The organism is Brevibacillus sp. MCWH (assembly GCF_013096935.1).
GTDB lineage: Bacteria > Bacillota > Bacilli > Brevibacillales > Brevibacillaceae > Brevibacillus > Brevibacillus aydinogluensis.
On sequence record NZ_SDLF01000012.1, the window covers coordinates 31,877 to 57,588 of the forward strand.

Here is a 25,712-nt window from a genome sequence, read left to right on the forward strand (position 1 = left end):
CCCTCCTCCGTTTATCCCCGGCTTTTCTCACAGCAGGCGAGAAACACCGCCCCTTTAGTGGACAGGCGGCTGCCCTGCCGTCCTTTGCCGACGTGTATCAGCCCGTCCTGCTGCAGCAGCTTTAAACGGTACCGCACTTGTTGGCCGCTCAGCTCGATTCCCTGCCGGCTGAGCTGCTCGCCCAACGCGTACCTCCCGCTCCCCTGCTGTTTCAAAACATGCAGGATCGCGACGACATCGTCCAAAAAGCCGCGCTGTTCGTATGCCTCGCACAGCGTCCGGCATTCGTCCGCAAGCACATCATCGGCCGGAACGGCAAAAGACTCCTGCATAAACGGCAGGTGGATGGCATACACTTCCTCCTCTACTACGTGGGCCAGGTATTCCATCACGTTTTCCAATTCCCGGATGTTACCGGGCCAATCGTACTCCTGCATCGCCTTCAGTGCCTCCTGCGTAAGTGTAAACGGTGGGCGGCGCATCTCTTGGCAGTATTTGCGAATAAATTCCTCCGCCAACAAGGGGATGTCTTCCGGCCGCTGTCTGAGGGGCGGCAGGTGGATGGGCAGGATGTTTAACCGATAGTACAAATCAGCGCGGAAGCGTCCTTCACGCACCATGCGCTGCAAATCCTGGTTGGTCGCGGCGATGACGCGAATGTCGATCGGGATGACTTTGTTGCCTCCCACCCGCATGATTTGCCGCTCCTGCAGCACCCGCAGCAGCCGGTTTTGGATCGCACCGCTGGCATCGCCGATCTCGTCGAGAAAAATCGTTCCCTTGTGGGCCAATTCAAACCAGCCGATGTGTCCTCCCTTGCGCGCACCGGTGAACGCCCCCTCCTCGTAGCCGAACAGCTCACTCTCCAACAGTGATTCGGAGATGGCGGCAAAATTCACACCGACGAACGGCTCCCGCCTGCGGGGAGAGGCGTTGTGAATGGCCTGCGCGAACAGTTCTTTACCCGTTCCCGTTTCACCCAGCAAGAGCACTGTTGAGTTGCTGCGGGCAATCTTGCGGGCGATTCGCAGCACCTGTTGAAAAGAGAGGCTTTTTCCACAGATGTCGTCAAAGTGATACTTGGCCACCAGCCCTTTGCTGTACAGGCGCATACGGTAGTCGTGTTCCATCTGTTCGATTTCCGCAGCCTTGCGGAACAAGAGCAGGCTGCCGAAAAACCGCCCCTCCATGACGATGTGCATTTTGCGGAAAAAATACGTCCGGCCGCCCCAATCCACCAGTACGTCGTCGTTCTCGTCGCACTGCCGAATCATTTCGTAAAAGTCTGGCGGCAGACAATGGACCGCTTTTTCCCCCTGAATCGGCACACCCTGCAGGTGAAGGGTGTCCACCGCCTTCTGGTTGATAAACCGGATGGTATCCTTTTCGTCCATGGCAATCACAGCATCCTCGATTCGGTTGACGATTGCCTCCAGGTATTTGTGCAGCAGGTGGGCGTGATGAATCTCGTTGCTCAACTGTTTCGTGATATCGATCAGCGACTGCATCGCGCGGGCGGTCACCCGCTGAAAATTATCGCTGTCGAAATGGGCGTAAATCTCCAGCCAAGTGGACAGGTCGATAAGCCGGAAGCCGATGTCCACCACTTTGCGGATGGTGCCCGGCACGTGTTCGGCCTCACCCGGCGTGACGGCAATCTCAATGTCGCGCGGATAATCGGCCCCCGGATAGTACGGGTAGAGCTCAAAATCCATGCCGGAGTCAATCAGCAGCCTGACCGACTCCTTCGCCGTCTCCTCCGTATCGCTCACAAGCAGCACCTTTACCCCTTTGGGCACTTCCAACATTTCCCGCAAATTGTGATACGGCAGCATCCGCTTGGCAATGATCACCTTCGCTCCCGGCGGCAGATACGCCGCCACCTGCGGATAGATGCTTTTGGAGGACAGGACAACGAGCGAACCATCTGCAATCGGCCAGTAAGGCAGTTGATCCACGCGCCTGCCTTCGATGTGAAAATCCTCGGAGATGCCCAAATCACGGCATTGGCTGACCACAGACTGCAAAAATTCGTCCATTTTGGCGACAAATGTTACCGTTTTTTTCTTCATCACAACCCGCTCCATGCTGTAAAGTGAAGACAAGGGCGCGCAGCTTCAGCCCTTGTCTTCATTGTATTATTTCTTTAAAATCACCGCCCACTTGTAATCAATCGTGCCAACAGCATGGCGAACGATCCCATTCACGTTCGGCTGTTCCATGTACGCCACCGTTCTGAAATAGATGGGCACAATCGGCATGTCCTCCATGAAGATCTTCTCCGCTTCGTGCATCAGCTTGAAGCGCTCGGTTTCGTCAGCCGTGCTGCGGATCTTCTGCACAAGTGCGTCGTATTCCTTATTGCTGTAGTTGATGCGGTTGCCGGGATGATCGGTGGTATAGAGTTCCAGAAAGTTGTAGGGATCAGCATAGTCAGCCGGAATGGTGGAACGGGAGAACTGAAGCTTGCGTGCGCGCTGCTCCGCCAAAAACACGTTCCATTCCTTGTTTTCCAGTTTCACGTCAACACCGAGGTTTTTCTTGTACATCTCCTGCAGCACTTGGGCTATCGCCTTGTGCGCGTCACTGGTGTTGTAGGTCATGGTAACGGGCGGCAGGGTCGTCCAGCCTTCCTCTTCCATGCCTTTTTTCAGCAGCGCTTTTGCCTGTTCGACATCATTGTCCTTAAAATAGTCCCCTCCCACTTCACGAAAGTCGCGTCCGTCCGGTTCCAGCAAGCCGGTTGGCACGTGAGCCAAAGCAGGGAGTTCGTTGCCCTGCGTGACGTTTTCGATTAACGCCTTCCGGTCAATCGCCAGAGCAAACGCCTTGCGGATATTCTTGTTCGTAAACGGCGGCATGGACGTGTTCATCCGGTAGTAGTAGACGGATGCTTCCGACATCACTTTGGCTTCCCCTGAATCGATCAACCGCTTTTTCAAGTCGTTGGGCACAGATTGGACCATGTCAAGCTGTCCGGTTTTGTACATTTGGTACTGGGTATTTTCGTCGTTTACCATCACCCAGTCGATGCCGGCAATCTTGACCGAATCCTTGTCCCAGTAGCCTTCGTTCTTTTCCACTTTCACCGTCTGGTCATGCACCCACTCCGTCAGTTTGAACGGTCCGTTGGTAATGAGTGTGGACGCTTCGGCAGCGAAGTTCGGATTGCTTTCCACCGACTTTTTGTGAACCGGGAAGAACGTCGGCTGCGTGATGATGTTGAGGAAAAAGCCGGTCGGCGCTGTTAGCTTCACTTCCAACGTCCTGTCGTCGAGCGCTTTCACTTTTACGTCGTCTGCGCTTCCCTCTCCCTTGTTGAACTTCTCGGCTCCCTCAATAAAATAGGCAAGGAAAGCGGACGGGAAAGCGTTTTGGGGATCGACGATACGTTTCCATGCGTACTCGAAGTCGTGAGCTGTCACCGGGTCCCCGTTTGACCACTTACTGTCGCGCAGCGTAAACGTGTACGTTTTTCCATCATCGCTGATCGTCCACTGCTCCGCCATGGCCGGCTGCGGCTTGTGATCCTTGTCCAGTCGGACGAGCCCTTCCATGATTGCATTCAGCACTTCATTGGAGACGCTGTCGAAGCCCTTTGGCGGATCGAGCGACGGCGGCTCCGTCCGCAGATTGAGACGGAGTTTGGCTGTTGTGTCTGCCTCTCCACCCGCTTCCGCCGTCTGCCCTTTGCCTGGCTGATTCGGTGCAGCCGATTGGTTGCAGCCGGTGACCATCAGTGCCAGCAAGAGGGCGGACGTGCTCAAGACTTTCCATCCTTTGCGCAACTTCATCGGAACATTCCCCCTTTTCTCGGTAAATTGTATGGATCAAACCGCAGGTGCGGCCAGGCGGCCATCCGCTATTACGCGCGCAAGTCGATGCTGTCTCGGTTTAGCGCAAATCTGGTTGCGATGCGCCCGACAGCCACCCCACTCATGGTGGTCACGGCCGGCTCCGTGTACGCCGCCAATTCCTCCAACGGGCCGTCCGTCCCGATCCCCAACTGCCGCAGGACTTCGTTTACGACGGCGTAAAGGGCGCGTGCTCCTCCGTCTTCGATCTTGACTGCGATGCCCAGCCCGGTCTGCCGGTCCCCCAGGCAGTAAACCGCTTCCGCCCCCGCCTTGCCGATGACGCGGCCGCGAAACGCGCGCATCAGATCGGTGCAGTAGCGGTGATTGCCGCCGACCATCTCCGGATGGGCAGTCATCGCATCAGTGATGCGGCGGACTGCCTGTCGCCGCTGCGGGGCGGCAATTACGTCCGGTTTGGCCAGCTTCGCGTACGCCCAGGCGCAATGGGACAGCGGCAGACAGTGGACCGGCACGCCGCAGCCGTCCACAGCCAGCGCAATCTTCTCTCGCGGATAGCTGGTCAGGTCGCTGACCGCATCGAGGATGCGCTGCTGGACCGGATGATCCGGGTGATGGTAGGTGGCCACATCTTCGCCCAAATGAACGGCGGTGGCAATCATCCCGGCGTGCTTGCCAGAGCAGTTGCTGTAAACCGGCGTCAGCGGCTTGTCCTCCCGAAGCAGCTGCTTGTAGCTCTCCTCGTCCCGCGGCACGTGGGCTCCGCATTGGAGCGCTGCTTCCGTATGTCCGCAGCGGACCAGCATTGCCAGCGCCCGTTCGCGGTGGCGGAGCTCCCCGCTGTGCGACGCGCAGCATAACGACAGATCGGCTGGCTCCAGCCCGAATCGGTCCGCCGCTCCCGTCTCCACCACCGGGATCGCCTGGATCGGCTTCATGCTGGAACGGGCAAACGTGAGACGGTGAGGATCGCCGTACCAGTACAACAGGGTTCCTTGTGCATCGACGACAGCTACATGGCCGAGGTGAGAACTTTCCACGATTTCCCCTCGGTATACCTTGGCTACTACGTTCATGATTTGTCTCCTTTTGTGTTGAAGTGTTAGAATATGACTCTTCGACATGAGATAGAAGCAACTTTCATGCCACATAACGAATACGTAAAGAAGATTGGAAAAATTCCATACATTATTGCTGTTTGCGCGACTGTGCTCATTGTTTGATGTTTTTTAGGATGTCCTCTTAACCTTAACAGGTTGTCCTAAATAATAAACAGGTCATGGTTAAGCACAATCAGGTGAACACCTCTGAGTCGGACACCCCATTGTTTTGAAACCGGAACGAAAAAAAACAGCCTTTGGCAAGACTGTTTCCCGGCACATGCCGATGCGTTGATTCACGTTTTTTGCCTGCTGCTTGATGCTCCCTTTATCCCTCAATCAATCCCCTACGCCTGTTTGACTCTCTGCAGATCGGCCTCCACCATCATGTGAATCAGTTCCTGCAATCCCGTCTTGGGCATCCAGCCCAGCTCCCGTTTCGCTTTGGCGGGATTCCCCAGCAGAACGTCCACCTCCGCCGGACGGAACAACTGCGGATCGATCACGAGGTAATCCTGATAATTGAGCCCCACGTAGTCAAAGGCGATCTTGCACATTTCCTCTACCGTCGTGGTGGTTCCCGTGGCGATCACATAATCGTCCGGTTTTTCCTGCTGCAGCATCAGCCACATCGCTTCCACGTAATCACCCGCAAACCCCCAATCCCGCTTGGCGTGAATGTTTCCCAGCCGAAGTTCCTTTTTCCGGCCGGCCACGATTTGCGCAACGGTGTAGGTCACCTTCCGCGTAACGAATTCAAGCCCTCTCAGCGGCGACTCGTGGTTAAACAGGATGCCGTTGCTGGCAAACATGCCAAAGCTCTCCCTGTAGTTTTTCGTCATCCAGTACCCAAACAGCTTCGAAACCGCATACGGGCTGCGCGGGTAGAACGGGGTTTGCTCCGACTGCATCGGTTCCTGGATCAGCCCGTACAGTTCGCTGGACGACGCCTGATACATTTTGATCCCCGGGTCCACCTCGCGAATGGCTTCCAGCATGTGCAGCACGCCCATACCGGTCACCTCGGCGGTCAAAATGGGCTGCTCCCAAGAGGAGCCGACAAAGCTCTGTGCCGCCAGGTGGTATACCTCATCCGGTTTGACCGCCTTGACAGCCCGGATCAGCGACGAGAGATCCAACACGTCTCCGTCCCTGTATTCCACCTCGTCCGCGATGTTCAGGTATTCCAGTCTCCACAGGTTGCTGGTGCTTCGCCGCGGAAGCAATCCAGCCACCCGATATCCTTTTTCCAGCAGAAACTTGGCCAGATAAGCCCCATCCTGGCCGGTGATGCCTGTGATGAAGGCTGTTTTCGTCACGGTCTCGCTACTCCTTTTCCACAAGTGATTGCAGTCTGCGGAGGACGGCCTTTGCGCTGTGTTTCCACGTAAAGGCGGATCGCACCCGCTCGCTGGCCGCGCGCCCCATTTGCTTGACGAGCAAGCGGTTTTCGCTGGCCGCGCGCATGGTTTTTTGCAGGACGTGCTTGTCGACGGACAGCCACCAGGGCGGCGCCACCGTCTCCGGAAGACCTGTACCCTGCGCGGGGAGCTCAACCTCCCTGGCCGGGAGCAAAAAAGCCGTCCGCCCGTCACAAAGATCGCGGCTGGGGCCCTGGTCCGGCGCGATGACGGGAAGGCCGCATGCCATCGCCTCCGCAAGCGGCAGCCCAAATCCCTCTCCCCTGTACGGGTGAACCAGGCAGTCGCATCCCGCATACAAACCCGCCATTTCCTCATCGGAGAGGTGCCGGTCCAGATAGACAATGCGCGGGCTGCGCGGCCGGGAAGCTGCTTGACGGATTGCTTCGTGAAACGTCTGTCCTTTGTAAAAGCTGCCTGCCCCGTTGTCCTTGATCACCAGACATACATCGTCATCCGCCGTAAATTCGTCCACATATGCCTCTAGCAAGAGGTCGATCCCCTTGCGAGTGATGGTGCCGCCGACGAACAAAAAGCAAAAACTTGCCGTCCCCACGCGTAGCGGCGCAGCCTCCGGGCGGAAGACCGTTTCGTCGACGCCCAGCGGAATCACCTGGATTTTTTCTTCCGGAATGCCGCAGCGCACGTAGCATTCCTTGTTGTAGGTGCTGTACACCCAAATTTCATCGACGTCTTCCTGTAACGGGATGAACCAGTCGCGCGGAATGGCTCCGTACTCCCAGGCCTGCATGCAGATCCGGCGCTTCCCGGCCGGCTTCACCCACCTGGGCGTCCACTCGTGGACAACCGCAGCGTCTGCATCGGAAAATGGTACAAACGAAGCGGCGCGGCTGGACGGCACCCGTCCGATTTCGTCCGGCGGCACTTCCATTCTCAGGAGAAGGCGAGGATCTCGCTCCAGCTGCCTGCAGAGATTCCGGTTGACAACAGCGATGCTGTGGCCGGCAAATTGCGGCCCGACCCAGTTGACCCTGATTCGCTCGTTCAACGGCTCACCCCCGGACTGCCAAAATGACATTCTTCCTCAATATATGGCGCCGGGGCAAGGCCGGTTCCGGTTTTCCTTTGACTGCATCGTTCACCAGGACCGACGCCCGGTAATACCCTAACAACAACTGGTACTATCAAGCGGGAGTGAAAACAACGATGACCCAACATTGGCAGGACCACTATCAGCGCTGGATGACGTTCGCCCACCTTGATCCTGAACTGCGCGCCCAGTTGGACAGCCTGCGGGATGACCCCCACACACTGGAAGACTGTTTTGCCAGACCGATCGCATTCGGAACCGGCGGCATGCGCGGGGAGCTCGGTCCCGGGATCAACCGGATCAATCTGTACACCGTGCGTAAAGCGGCGGCGGGTCTGGCCCGCTATGTGACCGCACACGGGAAAGCAGCGATGGAAGCGGGCGTGGCGATCGCCTACGACAGCCGGCACAAATCCCGGACGTTTGCCGTGGAGTCGGCCAACGTGCTGGGATGGTACGGCATTCGCGTCCATTTGTTTGACCGCTTGTGCCCGACGCCTCTGCTGTCGTTTGCCGTTCGCCATCTGGGAGCGTTTGCCGGCATTGTCATCACGGCGAGCCACAATCCGCCGGAATACAACGGGTTTAAGGTATACGGCGCGGACGGCGGACAGATTACGCCGGCGACTGCCGACATGCTGCTTAGACACATGGAAGAGGCAGGCGACGAGCTGCGGATTGAGACGGCGGACGAATCGTCGCTTCTGGCGAGCGGCTTGTTGCGTTCGCTTGGCGACGAGCTGCTTAAGGCGTATCTGGAACAATTGCACCGCCGCCGCATCCCGCCCGCCGTCCAACCGGCAGGCGATCCCGTCCGCATCGTGTTCACGCCGCTCCACGGCACCACGTACGAAGCGATCACAAAAGGGCTTAACGCCTTTGGCTACCGCCACGTCACAGTCGTGAGGGAGCAGGCCGATGCGGACCCCTCCTTTTCCACCGTCTCCTCCCCCAACCCGGAGGAACATCACGCGTTTGACCTGGCCATTCAGTATGCGAAAACAGTCGGGGCCGACCTGGTTGTGGCAACCGACCCGGACGGTGACCGCCTCGGGGTGGCCGTGAAGCACCCCCAGGGAGACTACGTCGTGCTGACCGGCAACCAGACCGGAGCGCTCCTGCTGCATTACCTGTTGTCGCAAAAACAGCGAAGCGGCGCTCTTCCGGCAAACGGCGTCGTGTTGAAAACGATTGTCACGTCAGAGATGGGACGGGCGATCGCGTCTGATTTCGGGCTGGCCACCGTCGACACGCTGACCGGATTCAAATACATCGGCGAGAAACTGGGCGAGTTTGAAAAAACAGGCGCGTACACCTTCCAGTTTGGCTATGAGGAGAGCTGCGGCTACCTGATGGCTGACATCGTCCGCGACAAAGACGCCGTGCAGGCGGCCTTGTTCATCGCCGACGCCTGCGCCTGCCACAAGGCTGAAGGGCGAAGCTTGTACGACGCATTGCTCCAGTTGTACGACAGGTACGGCTACTACAGAGAAGACCTGCATGCGATCACCTGCAGGGGCAAAGACGCCATGGCCGCAATGGTATCCACTCTGTCCCGCCTGCGCAGCCGGCCGCTGACGGAGATCGCCGGAAAAAAGGTGGCTGTCGTGGAAGACTACTTGACGGGCGAACGCCGCAATATCGCCCTGGGCATAACCGATCTCTTGACCCTGCCGAAAACCGACGCGCTCAAATACGTGCTGGACGACGCATCCTGGTTCTGCGTCCGGCCGTCGGGCACAGAGCCAAAAATCAAGCTGTATGTCGGCGTCAAGGGTGACTCTCTGAAAGAGGCAGACACCAAACTGGCGACGCTCAAGCAAGCGGTCGGACACCTGTTTCAGACCCCATAGCCCGCTTTGTGCGGATCAAAACGACAACGCCTCTAAAGCGGTAACCCACCTTTAGAGGCGTTGCATTATCCGTCTGTGCAACGGGGGCACAACCTAGGATTCCTGCCATTTTTGAAACACGATCAAGCCGTTCCAGTATGTCGGATGACCGTTGCCGGCCGTCTGGACATCCATCAGGATTCGGTAACGACCGGGCCTGGATGCGATGAAGTCGAGGGTGGCTCGGCGCGGATCGGCCCAGTTTGTATCGTCGACGAGGATGACGCAGCCATCGGCGAAATAAGGTTCGGCTAGCTGCAGCGCCAGCAGCTGGTTGTGGTAGTCGTGCGGCCCGTCAAACATGTAGCAGCCGATCTGCTCCTTGTGCACGCGTTGGAAATACTCGACGTAATCCATCTCGAAAAACTTGTGGTTCCCGCTTTTATGCCGTTGAAAGTAATAGTGGAAACGGTCACGCGGTCCGCCGAATGCCGAAAAGTTGTCAATCCCGATGCAGATTTTGTCGGGGTGGTTGACCAGTCCCGCCAAAAACGTGTATCCGTGCCACACGCCGACATTCACGTATGCGTGTCCGGGAGCCATCTGCGAAACGAGGCGGTTCAGGATGGCTCCGATCGCAAAGGTGGACATTTTGGGAATGTCCCACACGCTGCGGATGTTTTCCGTCAACCTTAATCCGTCTGCCGGCAGCACGGTATTGGTTGACTGCAGCGCGAAATCGTCGGCAAAATACATGTTCTCCGGCAGTTGGTCGGTCGGCCGAATCCTGCGAAACGAGATTCCGGCCAAAAAATCGGCAGGGTTCATGCGGACGATTCCCTCCCTTCTCCAGTAACAGCTCAGCCTTGCATCTTCTGAAAGACGCAAATGTTCCATCCCATGTAGATCCGCCTGTACGAGGCAGGCAGTTCCGAAGCGAGGCGGGTGGGTCCCGGCCAGGACGGAACGTCGTCAAACACGACATAGCCTCCGGCCGGCACCATCGGACTCCACGACCAAAAGTCGCGCTTCACCGCCTCGTAATTGTGGTCAGCATCGATAAACAACAGACCGATCGGATTATTCCTGGGAAAATGCCAGGAAGTAGCCCCCGTATCTCCTCGCAGCGGCTGCACACAATCGGCCACGCCGGCGTTGGTGAGATTTTGCAAAAACTCTTCGAACAGCTGGTTTTCCTTATACCCTTTCAATAACGTCTTGCACGTCTGTTCATCAGGTCCCCCGTTTTTCGTGCCCTCCCAGGTGTCAACCGCAAATACGCGGCCTGCGCCCCGGTCTTTGACAGCATGGGCCAGCCAAACGGTAGACCGTCCTTTCCACGATCCCAATTCCACGACCGTGCCGGTAGGCGCATAAAACCGCACGAGCTGGTATAGCACCATGCCCGCTTGATCGCACACCCATCCCTGGATGGGCGCCACTTTTGCCTGTATTTCCAGAAACCGGGCATGCAGTGTGGGCGATTGCATGAAGTGTCCGCTCATTGCCCGCCACCCCCTCACGCAAGTTTTGGCACGTGCTGCCTTGTTTTCCGATGCTGCTATGATATGCATGCATGTTCAATGCGGCGTGTTCGTTGGCGGACGGGCGTGAAAAATAGGTGAGCGGGATCAGAGTCGGGGAACAGGCTGCCTGTTTTCGCGAATCCACTCTCTCAGCCTGTGCTGCTCTTTTGTAAACACACGGTAAAACGCCGCTTCTTCCCGGGACAGGGGCATAATCTCGTAGGCCATAAAACTGCACACTCGCCTGTTTGCCTGACTGTCAGGAAGAATGACATGCCACGAAGAATAGATTTCTACCCGGTTCTCCGCTTGATCGGAATGAAGCGGAATCTCCAGCTCAAACAGGTTTGCGGGTATGCGAACGCTGCCGGCATGCTGACCGTTGAGCATTACGGTCAACTGCTGAATGTTCTGCGGCTGGGCGGGAATATGATGGGGAATTTGTCCCTTGATCAAGAGCGTGTCAAGCGGATGCTCGGGATTGACCTCGATGGACAGGACGAGCTGAATCGGCACCATCCTGTCCGGGTATCGGTTCATGTCCACCAGCTTCGGAGTATTGCCGAACATCTGGTATGCTTTCACATCGCGCAGGATCCGGTAGATTCCGTATTTTCGGTAATGGGGGACGTAATGGTCGGCAAGCCACGTGTTGGAAATGGCCCCGAAGTGTTTCAGACTGGTTTTTAGCACCTCCGGTATTCCGATGGATTCCCACTGCGTGCCCGATTTGCTGGAGCCGTGATATCTGGCGTTGGCCAAAAAGTCATCAATGGTGCCGATGCGATGCGTTTTGGCAATCCGAATCCACAGGTCGTAATCCATGCAGAAATTCAGCTTCTCATCCACTCCGCCTACCTCTTCTATCACCTCTTTCCGGATGAAAGCGGACGGCTGGCAGATGTGACAGCATTCAAACAGTTCGCGGGCGTCGACCGGCAGTTTTGGGGGAAACGGAAAGACGGTAACTTTTTGATTGTATTCGTTGATGACATAGGCTTTGCCGTGAACCATCCCCCATTCGGGATGCGCTAATAGCGCCTTCACGGCTTTCATGACCGCCCCCGCCTCATACGTATCGTCCGAATTCAGCCAGCCGATGATCGCTCCCCTGGCCAACGCCAGTCCCTTGTTGATCGCGTGGGACTGACCCCGGTCAGGCTCGGACACGAAACGAAAGCGCGTGTCAACCTGGCTGAAATGCTCCAATATCGCCAGCGTTTCATCTGTCGATCCGCCGTCAATCACGATGTGCTCCAGATTGGGATAATCCTGCTGCAGCACACTCTCAATCGTTTGGCGGATAAAATGCCCCTGATTGAACGACGGCGTAATGATGCTCACCAAGGGTAGATCTTCCACAGCCACCACATATCCCTCCTTCGTTGTAAGAAGTTATGTTTCCCGGCACGATACGATAACTTATGCAAAGCGAATCCGCGGCGAGACCGGGCGATGTTTCCGGAAAGCAGGACGTGAGGCGGCCTTCATCTGCGGCTGACCGACCGCGGGAGAACGCACAGCGTTTTGAAAAAAAACTGAAACACGAAGACACTGCTGTCCAAACCATTCGGGTGAAGCGATCATATCCTACTCTATAAGGCAAAATCCGGATGCCAGCCATTTACGATGAGGGGAGAACCTGTAATGGACAATCGTCAATTCCTGAAACACGCCGTCCGCACTGCCTTGGATACGCGCAATTTTGACTGGGTCTTCCGCCAGTTTCCCAACAGATCACAATTGATTGCTCATAAACGAATTGCCCTTGTGCTGGATGTCGGTGCCAATACCGGACAATTCGCCAGCAAATTGAGACAGCAAGGGTATCGCGGCAGAATCGTCTCCTTTGAACCATTGTCCAAGGAATTTGCCCAATTGCAGCAATTGGCCTCCAGCGATCCCCACTGGGACTGCAAGCAGGTGGCGCTCGGCAGTACGGAAGGCCAGGCCATCATCAACATCGCCGGCAACTCCTACAGCAGTTCCCTTTTGCCGATGCTGGACCGGCACGTGATCGGCGCTCCCGATTCGCGCTACGTCGGCAGGGAAACCATCGTCATCACACGTTTGGATACGCTGCTGCCGTCACTGATACACGCGCACGAACGCGTCTACCTCAAGCTGGACGTCCAGGGATACGAATTGGAGGTTCTCAAGGGGGCCCAACGGACGCTGCCCCACGTAGACATCTTGGAAATGGAACTGTCGCTTGTCCCTTTGTACCAGCACCAATTGCTGTATCCGGCCATGATTGACTACGTGGATCGCCTGGGTTTTGATCTGCTCTATCTGGAAAGGGATTTTGCAGACTACACCACAGGGGAAGTGCTTCAGGTTAACGGCATCTTTGTACGGAGGTAGACAGCCATGCACCCTTTTACGCATTCGGAAGTATCACTGAATGACGTCACCATGACGCTTGTGACAAACCTGGAAGATCTGATTTCCGGCGCCGAATTACGGAGCGGGAAGAAGCTGTGGTCGGACGCCCTGGATCACGCGCGAAAAAATCTCAAACCCCATGGCCGGATTCTCTACGCCGGCGGCCATGTCGGCTCAGCGGTGATTTTTCTGGCCAAGGTGGAGCCAACCGCGCTGATCTACTGTTTTGAACCTGACCCGATCAATTTCGCGCTGTTGACGGTGAACCTGGAGATCAATCAGGTGCGCAACGTCCATGCGTTTCCGTTTGCAGCAGGAAAAACACAAGGATTTATTCCTTTTTACAAAAGCGATTGGGATTCATCCGACCACCGCTGCGCCATGCCCCGAATGGACGATCCGGACGTTACCATTTTTCACGGCCTCCCCTACCGCATCCCGATCGTGCAGCCCCCGGAATTTCTCAAAGCGTGCTATCGCAGCAAGGCTCCTCGCTCGTTTGACTTGATCGTGACCGACACCCAGGGGGCCGATGTTGACATTTTGGAAGCGTGTTTGCCGATGATTGGCCCGCATACCGGCGTGATTGCGGAGTATTCGCCCTATCACCTGTACCGCCACGGCACTTCCAGGCAGGATGTAGAACGCCTGCTTCGCCTCTTTTCCCGGGCGGAAATCGTAAACTCGCGGGTGGAAAATGTCATGCCCGCCCCCGTTACCGTTGACCAACTGCTTTCGTTTTATGACGAACACTGCGAACAGTACAAAGGCTATGTGGACATCTGGTTGACTGCACGCCAGGACCCAACACACAAATAGGAGAGTGAGGCCCATGGACACCCAATCGCTTCCGCTTGTGAGCGTCATCACCCCCTCCTATAACCACGGAAAGTACATCCAAGAAACGATCGAAAGCGTGCTTAAGCAGGATTACCCGCATGTGGAACACATCGTGATTGACGGCGGATCCACGGACAACACGTTTGCGATCCTGTCCCAATACAACCAGCTAAGCGAAAAATTCACCTTCGTATCCGAACCGGACCGCGGTCAGTCCCACGCGATCAACAAAGGCCTGTCTGTCGCGCGGGGAGAGATAATCGGATGGTTGAACTCGGACGACACGTATATGCCCGGCGCCATCCGCCGAGCGGTTCAAGCCCTGATGGCAAACCCTCACTGGGGGATGGTACACGGAAACGGCTACGTTGCCAACGAGCGAAACCTGCCGGTCAGGCCGTTTCCCGTCAAGCCGCAGGATCGGCTGAAACTGTTTGAACGGTGCAACATCCTGCAGCCTGCCGCCTTCGTCCGCAAACAGGTCTTGTACGATGTGGGAGGGTTGGATGAAACCCTCAGCTTCTGTATGGACTACGATTTGTGGATCCGCATCGCAAAGCGCCACCGCATCGGCTATGTGCCCGAATTCTGGGCAAAAGCCAGGTATCATTCCGCATCCAAATCGGTCACCCAGTGGCCGACGGTAGGACTTCAGGAAGTGTTCCGGACGAGCGCCAAACATTACGGTACCGTGTCAAACGACTGGGTGATGGAATACCTGTACTTCCACCACAACAAAGGCGTGTTTCCGCTGCTGAACTTTTTTCGGGCGCACGCGGTTTTTGGCAACGCACCGCGAATCACAGCGATGAACCGCCACCCGGACATGTGGGTCCCGCCCAATTTTCACGTCTCGATTCAATCCGATCCGCAATCTCCCGCACACACGCTGCTGATCAGGGGCGCAAGACCGGCCGGGCCGTCCGCGTCCCAATCAGCTTTCCTGCATTACGTCATAAACGGCAGCATGACGGGAACAATCGCCGTGAACGGGACGTCATTTACCGTGGAATTTCCGCTCCCGCCGGATCGGACGAACCATGAACTGGACATTTTCGCATCGTGGAACATAAAGCTTGGCTCCCCGGCGCAGCCGCGCGTCGTCAGCTTTTTGGCCGATCAGGTGCTTCCTCTCTCGTATCAGGAGCTGCAGTTTTACCGTGCATATCTGACAAATCCCGCCGGCATCGCGCAGTGGATCAGGGATCATCGCCGCCCGGTTCCCCGGCTGTAAGCTGCAGTCGGCCGCATGCGGCAAGCGGCGCGACTCGCGCATGCCGCGTCATTCAAACCGTTTTGGAAGGAATAATAGACACGGGGTGCTTGGCCCAATGGCAAGCACCCCGTTTTTTCCTTTTCCGCCCCTGTTGCTATGCGCAGCCGGCCAGTTTCAGCAGTCCGGCCAGTCTCTTCAGATCGACGACGATATCGTCTTCGATGTGGTAGCGAATGGACCACACATCGTAGACCAGCTTCCGCTTCCTGCCGATCAGGTAATAGTAATCCAGATCGCAGTGGCAGCTGATCATCCAGTATGTTTGGCGAACCCAGTGAGGAGAGAAGAATTCGATTACTTTTGTTCCCGGCCGGCAGAAGACAATATTGGCAAGGCCCGCCCCATGCGGTGCGACAATCACCTGTGCTGACGCAAACAGGCGCACCTGCTCGGCGACCGAATACTCCTCACAATGGATGCGGGTAAATCCGTGCCGTTCCAGTAGAGCAACCACTTCCTCTTCATTGCGCACATGTCGGTAACGGGCCCCTGAGCGGCTGATGTAGAGGCGTTCCCCTTTCCCGCCGGACGCGGCTGCACGCCACCCGGCGAACCGTTCGCGCAGAAAGTCGCACACCCATTTTTGCACGTGGCCGGAGTATGCCACCGGCGGAGTAATGACCAGATTGGATGCGCAGATGTGGGTATCGCTCTTGCATTCAATCAGCCGATCGGGTGTTACCCCGAGTGCGGCAAGCGTCTCATCCTGAAACGGCTGGCGCTTTTGATTGATCAGGTATTTGTCGACGGCGATCCCCTCTCGCCGCAAAAGTTCCATCCGCGCCAATACGTCGAACATCCAAAAAAAATAGTTGGAATTGCCCACATATGTCAACAGCGCAGCGGTCCCGGGCAGACGTGTGACGGGCGGCAGATATTCCTGTTCAAAGACGGAATGCTCCTGCGGCAGCCGGTACATCTCATGGGAGACATCCCATACCAGTTTGTTGTCCGGACTGATTACCGCGCCGTTCTCCCCCCACACTCTTCCGTTCGGCATGAAGGCAATGTAGTAGGGCAGCGGTTCGCCATACATCGTCCACATCGAAGGGTCAATCGGCTGCTGGAAACGGCCGGGATCATAGCGAAACGGTTCGACCGGACATTTCCGATACATGCCCGCCGCACTTTTCTGATCCGGATACGCTGCGGCCGCCCAATCCTCCGTGGAGTTGTAAAAATCACGGGGAGGAGCGATACCTTCATCCCATCGTTCCATATGTTCCCCTCCGATCAGTCGCAAACGTGCAGAGCTGCTAGCCTCTTTGCGCCCGCTGCGCGACGTACCACGCAATCGTCCTGCGCAATCCCTCGCGCAGCGACACCCGGGCCTGAAATCCGAAGTACTCCCTGGCCTTCCGGACATCGAGACATCTGCGCGGCTGTCCGTCCGGCTTTCCGGTATCCCAGCGTATCTCGCCCGTAAAACCCGTTTCCCTGGCGATCAGCTCTGCCAAATCTTTGATGGAGATTTCCTCCCCCGTGCCGATGTTGACCGGCTGATCGCCGTCGTAATGCTCCGCTGCCAGCACGATGGCTTCCGCAGCATCCTCGACATAGAGAAATTCGCGCGTGACCTGTCCTGTCCCCCAGACCACGATGTGATTCTCGTTACGCTCTTTGGCCTCCACGCATTTGCGGATCAACGCCGGAATCACATGAGACGTCACCAGATCAAAGTTGTCGCGCGGCCCGTACAGGTTGACGGGAAGCAAAAAAATCGAATTGAACCCGTATTGCTGCCGGTAGGCTTGACTTTGCACCAGGAGCATCTTTTTGGCCAACCCGTAGGGAGCGTTTGTTTCTTCCGGATAGCCGTCCCACAATGTTTCCTCCCGAAACGGTACAGGAGCGTGCTTGGGATAGGAACAGATCGTTCCGCAGGCCACGAATTTTTCCACACCGCCGCGCCTGGCCGCTTCCATCAGATGAATGCCCATGGACAAGTTGTCGTAAAAAAAAGCCCCCGGATTTTTGCGGTTTGCTTCTATTCCTCCAACCGAAGCCGCCAGGTGAATGATCAAATCAGGCTTTGTCTGCTCAATAAGCGACATGGCTGTTTGCTGATTGCGCAAATCGTAATCGCGGCTTCGCGGTACAATGATCCGGCTGCAGCCTGCCGCCCTCAGCCGTTCCACCACATGGGAACCGAGAAAGCCCGAGCCTCCGGTCACCATGATGGTCTTGTCAATCCAGCGTTTCATGCTCCTCCCTCCAGCTGGTCACGGTTTACCCGCTCCATGATCTCTTCCCACGAGAGACACAGGCGGACGATGTCGTCTTCCACCAGGCTGTCTCCCATCTGCACCTCGATGATATCCAGATCGGCAGTGGCCTTGATCGCGTGCTTGGCCCCGACCGGAATTTCCAGTACATCCCCGGCCTGAACATGCCGCAGACGATCGTCCAACACAAATTCACCCTCGCCGGCGACAATTACCCACACTTCTGAGCGATGACGGTGATACTGGTAGCTCAAATTCCGCTCAGCATGGATGTGAAGCCGCTTTGTCAATACCTCGGCCCCGCTGTCCGTGGTCTGGTAACCGATCGCTTGATACCACCCCCAGCGCCGTTCTTCAAACATCGGACGGTGGTTCCACTCTTTCGCAATATCTTTGATGCGGTGACTTTTCGCTTTATCCGATACCAGGATGCCGTCAGGACTGGCCGCCACCACCACGTCGGACGTTCCAATGACGACAATCGGCAGGTCCAATTCATTGATCACGTGGGTATTGGTACATCCGTTGTCCAGGTGCCCTTTTCCGACGAGATTCACGGTCATTTCCTCCGTGATCGTGTTCCAGGTGCCCAGATCCTTCCACTCTCCGTCGTAGGGAACGACGACGACTCGTTCCGCTTTCTCCACCACTTCGTAGTCAAAACTGATCGCGGGCAGCCGGTCGTACTGCTGAATCAGCGCGTCGTACTCAACGGGGTATCCTCTTTTCTCCAATTCCTTAATCATCGTTTCCAGGCGAAACGCAAACACGCCGCAGTTCCAGAGCGCGCGCCGCTTCAGCAGCCACTTTGCCTGCTCCTCAGACGGTTTTTCCGTAAACGAAAGGACGCGGTACATCTGCGGCTGTATCTTGTCTGCTTTTGATTCAGCAGGGACGATGTAGCCGTATTTGCTGGACGGATACGTTGGCGTAACCCCGATCAGCGCAAGATCGGCTCCCGATTGGTCGAGCACGTGCTCCAGCTGCTTGATCAGCGCGAAAAAATCTTCCCCGACGTAGGGATCGACGGGCATGACCGCAACCGTTTCCTGAAGGTCCACGCCCTCTCTGGAATACAAAAAGCTGGCGGCCAGTGCGATCGCAGGAAACGTGTCCCGCTGCTTGGGTTCAAGGATGAGCGGCACCTCCGTCCCCAACTGGTTCACGATCATGTCCGCTCGCGTTTTGCTGGTGGAAACGTACAGAGAATCGAGCAAGCCGTTGGCAGCCAACTGCCTCCACAGCCGTTGCACCATGGATTCCAACTCGCCGTTCGGATTGCGCAGCATTTTCAAAAACTGTTTGGACCGTACATCGTTTGATAACGGCCACAGTCGCTTTCCGGACCCTCCTGATAGCAATATGAGTTTCATCCACTGCACCTCTGTCCGATTTTTGTCTTGGCCTGCACTATTTTATGAACAAGGAAAGAGGGGTGATATTGAAACGGACAAAAATAGGTATTCTCTCTTCCGCCGGGATGAACGGCCGCATGATGAAGCTGTCCCGTTTCAAAACGACTGTGTTGCACATATCATATTCAATGGCACAGTGACACGAGTCTCTTCCACCAAACTCTGCATGACCTGACGGGGTCATGAAAGGAGAGGAACGGGTTTGTATCCTTTTTCGATCGCACACGTGACGTTGAACAATCTCACCATGCAGCTGATCACCCATCTCGACGACAAAGTGGCGGGAGCCGGTTTTCGCAGCGGAAACCGCCTCTGGAGCGATTCGCTGGAGCATGCGCGGAGCCTGTTAAAGCCGAAATGCCGTGTTCTCTATGCCGGGGGCCATCTTGGCTCGGCGGCCATCTATCTGGCAAAGGCTGAGCCGTCGGCGACCATCTACTGCTTTGAGCCTGACCCGCTCAATTTCGCCCTGTTGACGGTGAACCTTCACCTCAACCAGGTTCAGAACATTCATGCGTTTCCCTACGCGCTGGGAAAAAGCGGGCAGTACATCTCGTTTTTCAAGAGCGCCTGGGACTCGTCCGATCACCGCTGTGCGATGCCGAAAAGCAGCGACATGGAAGTATCGATCTTCCGCAGTCTGCCTTACAAAATCCAGATGGTGAACCCCGTGGAGATGTTCAGCAAGTGTTACGGCTTCACCGTTCCCCCGCTGATGGATCTGATCGTGATTGACACGCAAGGGGCCGACTTCGCCATTATCGAAGCGTGCCTGCCGCTGGTGAGCAAGGACACGACGATCATCGCGGAGTACTCCCCGTATCACCTGTACCGGTACGGCACCACCAGGGAAGACGCCGCGCGGGTGCTCAAGCATTTTTCGCGGATCTCGCTGAGCCGGGAGCAGCCTGCTACCGTCCAGCAGCTGTTGGCGATTTACGACGACTACTACGCCCAGTACAAAGGCTTCTACGACATCTGTCTGAGAAAGTGAAAGGAGGCTTTCTTACATGGGAGGAACATGGACCGAGTCGTTCATGCTCTTTAACGTCCCGCTGGAAGCCAAATTTCCGCAATCCCGGATTGGTGCCGGATTATTTGTAACCGCACCGCATGACGATGGGAAATAGCGCAAAAAGGGAGGCCGAGTGCATTGACCCGGGCCCCCTTTTTTCCGCATTTCATTTTGGAAGGGAGTGAGACGTATGTCCCAACAGGATCTTCCTCTCGTCAGCATCATCACCCCCTCCTACAATCAGGCCGGCTTTATCGCGGAAACGATCCAGAGCGTTTTATCCCAGGACTACCCGAACATCGAGCACATCGTGGTGGACGGAGGATCAACGGACGGCACAGTTGCCCTCCTGCAGCAGTACAGCAGCACTCTGGGGGAGCGGTTTCGCTTCGTGTCCGAGCCTGACCGGGGCCAGTCCCACGCGGTCAACAAAGGAGTAGCCATGGCAAAAGGGGAGATTATCGGTTGGCTGAACTCCGACGATACGTACGTGGCGGGAGCAGTCAGGAAAGCCGTGCAGGCATTGCGGCAGCATCCGGAATGGGCGATGGTGCATGGCAATTGCTTCGTCATCAACAAAAACAGTCGTGCCTCTTCTTCGCTCACGGTCAGCACCGCCACGCTCCAACGCCTGTATGAGAGCTGCTGTGTCTGCCAGCCTGCCGCGTTTTTCCGCAAGCACGTGTTTCAACAGCTGGGGGGTGTGGACGAATCCCTTCATTTTTGCATGGATTACGACTTGTGGATTCGCATAGCCAAACACTACACCATCGGCTACATCCCCGAGCATCTGGCAAATACCCGCGTTCACGAAAGCTCCAAAACTGCAACCCAATGGCACTCGGTCGGGATTCCGGAAGTCCTGCAAACCGTCGTCAAGCACTTCGGATCGATCTCAAATACGTGGATGAGGTACGCGGCTCCCTATCTGCGCATGGGCACCTACTCCCTGCTGCGCCAAATCAAGGCCAACGCCGCCCGCAAACAGACTCCCAAGGTCACGCACATGAACCGGTACAAGGATTTGTGGGTCCCCCCCATGTTCACGGCAACGGTGGAAGCAGATCCGAGCAGTCCGGCCCACCTCTTGCTGGTCAAGGGAAGATCATCCCAGCACATCCCGTCCCCATACGAGCAGGGGGTCCATTTCCAGTGTTCCGTCGTGGTCAACGGACGGCTGATGGCTGTGCACCAGATCACAAAACCATCGTTTTCATTGGAGATACCGCTTGACAAAAGCCGGTTGAAAAACGACGTGGCCATCTTTTCGTCGCGGTTTATCTCTCTTGAAAATCAGGTGTACCCGATGAAGCGGCAGGTCAGCTTCATCGCGGAGGATGTGCTTCCTCTATCCCAGGACGAAGCACGGCTCTATCAAACAATTCAGCATGCGTCCCGCACGCCATAGCCGCAACCGTCAACCCGTGTACAACTTGGTCTCGATTACGGCCGCTGCACCTGCGACAGCGAGAAGCAGCAGCAGAGGAAAGGCGGCCGGTACATAGACGTAAAGCGCGACGACTGCCGCTGCCGCCCAAATGCCTACGCACCAATGGCAGCTGAGCAGCATGCCGAGCCAGCGGCGCAAGCCTTCCCCGTGAAATTCGATATGCCGGATCAGTTGACCGACAGCGTCGGTCTCATACTTCTCCGTAAAGAAAGGCGCTCTCAGAAACGCAGTGATTTCGTCAAACACGATCAAGTGGGTCAGGCGAAAACTGGCCAGCACCAGAATCGCCAAATCCAGCCACGAGACGCCTTCCATACATCCCACTCCTTTTCCTGATACGTTCTTGGTTCTTTACCTCTTACGCTTACAAGGAAAGGGCGATCCGGTTATTGGCCGCAAACTGCAGCCCCTGTTCCTGAAAGAATACATAGCCCTCGACCGTCACGGTGTTTCCGGTTTCCGGTTTGGTGACGGAGAACTGGAAATTCTGAAACATCTCGGTTGTGTTCGGCTCAATCCTCACGGGATGAATCGGTGCCATCCAGTACTCCCCTCGTTCTTTCGCCTGCGTAAACCAGTCATTCTCCAGATACCGCCACCCTTTGATCCCTGCAGAACTTTGCACGGCGAGCGTTTCCACCAAATTGGGCGGCAGGATTTGTCCCCCCATCTTGATGCTGTCAGGCGGATCGGCGCGAAGGCAGACAACCGGATTGTACAGCGCTTCTGTTCCCGTATTTTTTACGCAAATATTGCCGATGAGCAAAAACGGCCGGTTTTCGACATCGGACCGCAGCACGGTGTAGTCGAAAAACACCTCTGCTTCCAGCCGCCTTGCTTCCGCCTGCCGGAACGTTTCCGCCAAAGGGACTGCTTCCTGCACAGTAACTTGCGGCTCCGCCTCGTCCGTCCTGGCTTCAGCCGTGTCAGGATCAGGCTGCACATCGATTGTCTGTGCGCCCAAGGCCGCCTCTGTCTCCAGAGGTTCCGTTGGAGCCGCTTCCTGCTGTTCGTTCACCCCGGCGGCGCTGTATGCGTCCGCTTCCTCCCCCGCATTCTTTGCTGCATCTGCCGAATCCGCCTCTTCCGCAGCAGCTCTGCCCCCAAACGCTTTCAGCAGATGGCGCGACAGGTATGACAGCGGTGAGATACGCAGACCGGTGAGAAAGTAATGAAGGATTCCGGAAGCGAGAAAAAAGGCGATGCATTCTGCGTACGCCTTGCGCTGCTGTTCATCCGTACCCTGAGGGAGTTGAAATTGAACCGCGATACCGGAGGAACCAGAGCGGGCTTCCCGCAGCAGTTTTATCACGCAGTTGATCCCTGTTTGCTTCAGTTCATGGTGGAGGCAGTCAACCAGCGTCCTGCGTGACTCGTTTTCGCTGCGAAACACGATCAACTTGGGGGAGACGGATGCGCGGATCTCCTTGACGCTAAAGCGGATCGCCACATCCTTTTTGAGAATCTTCGCCGGTTCTCCGATCACGACCTCTGCCCCGTACTCGGACAGAAACGCCTGCACCCTGTTCAAAATCTCACATTCGTAGGAGGCGTCTTTTCCGGCTTTTCCCACCGCCAGGACACAGACTCTCCCCTTTAGCCCGGAATCGAGCTCAATCCGCTTCTGTTCGGCATCCCATCTGAGCTGAAAGCCATTCTGTTTGCAGAACAGTCGAAAGGCGGGCACCGACATGTACGGTATGGTCCCGCTGCGCTGTCCCGCGTAATATACCTCGACGTCCATGCGATTCACTCCTCCAATGGGTATTTCCCCATCCGCTGTCTAGTGTATGAACAGCCGGCACCATGCGTGAGACGTGAAGCGGTCATTTTCCGAGAAGACGGGTACCCCCTTCTTCGTTCTGCCATACCATGTCAGGAGAAAGGAGTGATCCCATGTCGGACGAACACCTGCCGTTGGTTTCCGTCATTTTTCCGGCCAAAAATGAGGGAAACAACGTGCGCACCACGCTTGAATCGCTTCGCGCCGCGAAAACGCGCTATCCGTATGAGATCATCGTGGTGGATGACGGTTCTTCAGACAACTGCTGCGCCTTTTTGCAAACAGAAGAACAGAATGGCCGGGTCAAGCTGATCACCACGCCTGGAATCGGCGCAGCTGCTGCGAGAAATCTGGGAGCGGAACACGCCAAAGGCACCTATCTGATTTTCTGTGACGCCCATCTGACGTTTCCGAATTACTGGATCGACGGTCTCGTCGATCTGATCAAGTCCGGGCGCACCGATGCGGTATCTCCCGCCATCGCGTCGATGCAGGAGCCCCACAAGGTCGGCTACGGCCAGACGCTTGACCAGCGATTGGGCGTAGTCTGGACCCGGCATGTAAACCGACCGGAACCATCCGCCATCCTCCCCGGCGGCTGTCTGGCCATGCCGAAACACGTCTTTATGGACATCGGCGGTTTTGACAGAGGGTTTCGCGTCTGGGGCTTTGAAGACATCGAAATTTCCATAAAATTATGGTTGTTTGGTTACCGCTGCCATGTACAACCCTCGGTCAAAATCCTCCACCTGTTCCGAAAAGCCCATCCGTACAAAGTGGAGTTTGAGCATGTGTACTACAACATGCTGCGAATGGCGTACAGCCACTTTAACGAATCGCGGATTGCAGCTTGCAAGAAACTGATCATCCACGCCGATCCCAACCGGATTGAGCGCGAGGTGCTGCAATGCGGGGCCGTGGCCCAGCGTCTGCGGTATTTCGCCCGTCGCAAATACGACGACGACTGGTTCATGCGCCAGTTCGCCATTCCTTTCTAAACAGAAGGGCACGAAGCGAAGGCTGCGCGAAAAATGGGCATTCGTTGACAAGCAAATCTCCCGCTGCCTCCATAGTATGTAATGCAAAATCAAATACCCTATAGAAAGGAAGGGTTGTACTGGTGCATAAAGTGAAGCCCATCAGGGGTTACCAAGTGCCGACACCTACACCGACGCCAACCGCACCTCCGCCGATTCCCAACAATCTGCAGGAAGAGTGCATCCGCGTTCAAAAGGTGTACGACTGGGTTGTATTTGCCAACAGGGACCGCAACAAGGTTCCCATTCCAGACGACTGCCGGCCGTTGGTTGACGAAGCCATCCGTGCGGGACAGGACATTACGATTCAGTGCGTGGAACCGATCGTACCGCCGCCGTTCCCGCTGATTCCGAAACCGCAACCCACAATTTCGCCCGAATTTTCCTGCCGTGTCATCGGCATTCGCCGTGAGACGATCACGGTTGGCGGTGCTACCGTCCGCGTAGGCGTTGTCCGGTTCCTGTTCGGTGCTACTGTGTTGCTTCGCATTTTTGCTGATGGTACGTTCCTGTGCGAATTCCCGGCGACCATCCAGTTTGATGACGAAGTGGTGCTCTGCCTGCCGGAGCCGCTGGACGAAAACAACATTCTCTGCCGGATTACCGCAATCGAGTGCACGCCGATCGGCAGCGTTCTGCTCGGCGGCATGGTAGAATTGGAGATCACGATCTGCAAGGAAATCCAGGTGGAAGCGGAAGTAAAACTGGAGGTACTGGCCAAGTTCTGCGCACCGCGTCCGAACGACATCCCGGTACCGACACCGTCCCCCGGTCCTGGTTTCCGCTGCCCGCCGATCGTCTTCCCGCCGCAGTGCCCGACGATCTTCCCGCGTGCGAACTGCGACTGCCAGGCTACAGTCAATACGCTGCTTACCGGCGTAACAGTAAGCCTCGGCCTGCCGCCGCTGGCACCGGTAGAAATCGGTACCGTACAGTTGATCGCCGACATCTGCCCGAGCTGCAATCCGTCGGCCAGCACGTTCACTTTCAACTTCTTCGATACGCCTGGTCCGACACCGCTGCCTGACGTCATCCCCGGCGACCAAAGCTTCAGCCTCACGCCAACGACGATCAGCTCGCCGACGTGCATCACGGTTCTGCCGGACCTTGGTCTGGGAATCGTTCTGCCGACCATCCTCCTCGGTCTTGTCGTTACCGGTACCGGCGTGAGAACGTTCACGGCAACAGGCACGCAAGAAACGGTGAACTACACGCTCGTCTTGGCCGAAACCGGTCTGGGGCTGCCGGACGTCGTGCTCCTGCTGCTGACCAACGGAGCCGGACTCCCCATCTTCTCCGCAGCACTTACGATTGTCCCCGACGAGCAGCTGCTGGTCCAAGACTGCGTAACGTTCCCGGATGTAATCCCGACGCCGTCCATTCCGTAATTCGCCAGAATCGATACAAAACGGGAGAAGAGTTGCTCTTCTCCCGTTTGTGTGTAGACAAAGTGGCCGTTGCAAGGAGAACACGTTTCCGTCATCCGCTCCGTGCTCGCCCAGCAAGGAAGCACAAACTGCTCGCTCCGCATCGATTTGCGG

The 25,712-nt window shown here is 56.5% G+C and carries 21 protein-coding genes; 8 read left to right on the forward strand and 13 right to left on the reverse strand.

Features of this window, described 5'->3' with window-relative positions; translation table 11 throughout:
* Nucleotides 1-11 precede the first annotated feature (11 nt).
* The 5 genes from ETC00_RS12290 to ETC00_RS12310 all read right to left on the reverse strand — a co-directional run bounded on the left by ETC00_RS12290 (nucleotide 12) and on the right by ETC00_RS12310 (nucleotide 7,345).
* The gene (locus tag ETC00_RS12290) at nucleotides 12-2,072 is read right to left on the reverse strand and encodes a sigma-54 interaction domain-containing protein (protein WP_171566374.1); all 2,061 of its coding nucleotides are present in this window, start codon (nucleotides 2,070-2,072) and stop codon (nucleotides 12-14) included.
* A 66-nt stretch (nucleotides 2,073-2,138) separates the two neighbouring features.
* Nucleotides 2,139-3,794 (reverse strand): peptide ABC transporter substrate-binding protein, encoded by a 1,656-nt coding sequence (locus ETC00_RS12295; RefSeq protein WP_171566375.1) that lies wholly within the window; start codon nucleotides 3,792-3,794, stop codon nucleotides 2,139-2,141.
* Nucleotides 3,795-3,865: 71 nt separating this feature from the next.
* Nucleotides 3,866-4,891 carry an asparaginase gene (locus ETC00_RS12300; RefSeq protein WP_171566376.1) on the reverse strand — a complete coding sequence of 342 codons (1,026 nt, stop codon included), beginning with the start codon at nucleotides 4,889-4,891 and terminating at the stop codon, nucleotides 3,866-3,868.
* Between the two features lie 371 nt (nucleotides 4,892-5,262).
* Complete coding sequence (gmd, locus tag ETC00_RS12305) at nucleotides 5,263-6,234, reverse strand: GDP-mannose 4,6-dehydratase (protein ID WP_171566377.1); 972 nt, start codon at nucleotides 6,232-6,234, stop codon at nucleotides 5,263-5,265.
* Nucleotides 6,235-6,241: 7 nt separating this feature from the next.
* A complete protein-coding gene (locus ETC00_RS12310; protein ID WP_171566378.1) occupies nucleotides 6,242-7,345 on the reverse strand; it encodes a glycosyltransferase in 1,104 nt (367 codons plus the stop codon).
* 158 nt (nucleotides 7,346-7,503) lie between these two features.
* Here ETC00_RS12310 and ETC00_RS12315 point away from each other — a divergent pair, with 158 nt between their 5' ends.
* Entirely contained in the window at nucleotides 7,504-9,240 is a 1,737-nt protein-coding gene (locus tag ETC00_RS12315) for a phospho-sugar mutase (RefSeq protein ID WP_171566379.1), read from the forward strand.
* A gap of 93 nt (nucleotides 9,241-9,333) precedes the next feature.
* Here the strand turns inward: ETC00_RS12315 and ETC00_RS12320 are convergent, their stop codons facing one another.
* The 3 genes from ETC00_RS12320 to ETC00_RS12330 form a co-directional block, all read right to left on the reverse strand.
* Nucleotides 9,334-10,047, reverse strand: a complete 714-nt coding sequence (locus tag ETC00_RS12320) for a class I SAM-dependent methyltransferase (RefSeq protein WP_171566380.1) — start codon at nucleotides 10,045-10,047, stop codon at nucleotides 9,334-9,336.
* Nucleotides 10,048-10,079: 32 nt separating this feature from the next.
* On the reverse strand, nucleotides 10,080-10,724 hold the full coding sequence (locus ETC00_RS12325; RefSeq protein WP_171566381.1) for a class I SAM-dependent methyltransferase: 645 nt from the start codon (nucleotides 10,722-10,724) through the stop codon (nucleotides 10,080-10,082).
* A gap of 126 nt (nucleotides 10,725-10,850) precedes the next feature.
* Nucleotides 10,851-12,113, reverse strand: coding sequence for a glycosyltransferase family 2 protein (locus tag ETC00_RS12330; RefSeq protein WP_171566382.1), 1,263 nt, complete (start codon nucleotides 12,111-12,113; stop codon nucleotides 10,851-10,853).
* A gap of 279 nt (nucleotides 12,114-12,392) precedes the next feature.
* Here ETC00_RS12330 and ETC00_RS12335 point away from each other — a divergent pair, with 279 nt between their 5' ends.
* From ETC00_RS12335 to ETC00_RS12345, 3 genes are read left to right on the forward strand one after another with little or no spacing between them, the layout of a single operon-like run.
* The gene (locus tag ETC00_RS12335) at nucleotides 12,393-13,109 is read left to right on the forward strand and encodes an FkbM family methyltransferase (protein WP_171566383.1); all 717 of its coding nucleotides are present in this window, start codon (nucleotides 12,393-12,395) and stop codon (nucleotides 13,107-13,109) included.
* A 6-nt stretch (nucleotides 13,110-13,115) separates the two neighbouring features.
* Nucleotides 13,116-13,949, forward strand: coding sequence for an FkbM family methyltransferase (locus ETC00_RS12340; protein ID WP_171566384.1), 834 nt, complete (start codon nucleotides 13,116-13,118; stop codon nucleotides 13,947-13,949).
* Between the two features lie 13 nt (nucleotides 13,950-13,962).
* Nucleotides 13,963-15,204 (forward strand): glycosyltransferase family 2 protein, encoded by a 1,242-nt coding sequence (locus ETC00_RS12345; protein WP_171566385.1) that lies wholly within the window; start codon nucleotides 13,963-13,965, stop codon nucleotides 15,202-15,204.
* Nucleotides 15,205-15,340: 136 nt separating this feature from the next.
* Here the strand turns inward: ETC00_RS12345 and ETC00_RS12350 are convergent, their stop codons facing one another.
* From ETC00_RS12350 to ETC00_RS12360, 3 genes are read right to left on the reverse strand one after another with little or no spacing between them, the layout of a single operon-like run.
* Complete coding sequence (locus ETC00_RS12350) at nucleotides 15,341-16,465, reverse strand: glycosyltransferase family 61 protein (protein ID WP_171566386.1); 1,125 nt, start codon at nucleotides 16,463-16,465, stop codon at nucleotides 15,341-15,343.
* Nucleotides 16,466-16,502: 37 nt separating this feature from the next.
* The gene (locus tag ETC00_RS12355; protein WP_171566387.1) at nucleotides 16,503-17,450 is read right to left on the reverse strand and encodes a GDP-L-fucose synthase family protein; all 948 of its coding nucleotides are present in this window, start codon (nucleotides 17,448-17,450) and stop codon (nucleotides 16,503-16,505) included.
* Nucleotides 17,447-18,844, reverse strand: coding sequence for a sugar phosphate nucleotidyltransferase (locus tag ETC00_RS12360; RefSeq protein ID WP_171566388.1), 1,398 nt, complete (start codon nucleotides 18,842-18,844; stop codon nucleotides 17,447-17,449). Before ETC00_RS12360 ends, ETC00_RS12355 begins: the two co-directional genes overlap by 4 nt.
* A gap of 244 nt (nucleotides 18,845-19,088) precedes the next feature.
* Here ETC00_RS12360 and ETC00_RS12365 point away from each other — a divergent pair, with 244 nt between their 5' ends.
* Together ETC00_RS12365 and ETC00_RS12370 are read left to right on the forward strand one after the other, a co-directional pair.
* Entirely contained in the window at nucleotides 19,089-19,880 is a 792-nt protein-coding gene (locus tag ETC00_RS12365) for an FkbM family methyltransferase (protein ID WP_171566389.1), read from the forward strand.
* Between the two features lie 211 nt (nucleotides 19,881-20,091).
* The gene (locus ETC00_RS12370) at nucleotides 20,092-21,309 is read left to right on the forward strand and encodes a glycosyltransferase family 2 protein (RefSeq protein ID WP_171566390.1); all 1,218 of its coding nucleotides are present in this window, start codon (nucleotides 20,092-20,094) and stop codon (nucleotides 21,307-21,309) included.
* A 9-nt stretch (nucleotides 21,310-21,318) separates the two neighbouring features.
* Here ETC00_RS12370 and ETC00_RS12375 read toward each other — a convergent pair whose 3' ends face one another.
* Complete coding sequence (locus ETC00_RS12375) at nucleotides 21,319-21,666, reverse strand: DUF1360 domain-containing protein (RefSeq protein ID WP_171566391.1); 348 nt, start codon at nucleotides 21,664-21,666, stop codon at nucleotides 21,319-21,321.
* Between the two features lie 49 nt (nucleotides 21,667-21,715).
* A complete protein-coding gene (locus tag ETC00_RS12380; protein WP_171566392.1) occupies nucleotides 21,716-23,095 on the reverse strand; it encodes a hypothetical protein in 1,380 nt (459 codons plus the stop codon).
* 152 nt (nucleotides 23,096-23,247) lie between these two features.
* Here ETC00_RS12380 and ETC00_RS12385 point away from each other — a divergent pair, with 152 nt between their 5' ends.
* Nucleotides 23,248-24,132 (forward strand): glycosyltransferase, encoded by an 885-nt coding sequence (locus tag ETC00_RS12385; RefSeq protein ID WP_171566393.1) that lies wholly within the window; start codon nucleotides 23,248-23,250, stop codon nucleotides 24,130-24,132.
* Nucleotides 24,133-24,287: 155 nt separating this feature from the next.
* Nucleotides 24,288-25,559, forward strand: a complete 1,272-nt coding sequence (locus ETC00_RS12390) for a BMQ_0737 family morphogenetic spore coat protein (protein ID WP_230076676.1) — start codon at nucleotides 24,288-24,290, stop codon at nucleotides 25,557-25,559.
* The last annotated feature ends 153 nt before the right edge of the window (nucleotides 25,560-25,712 follow it).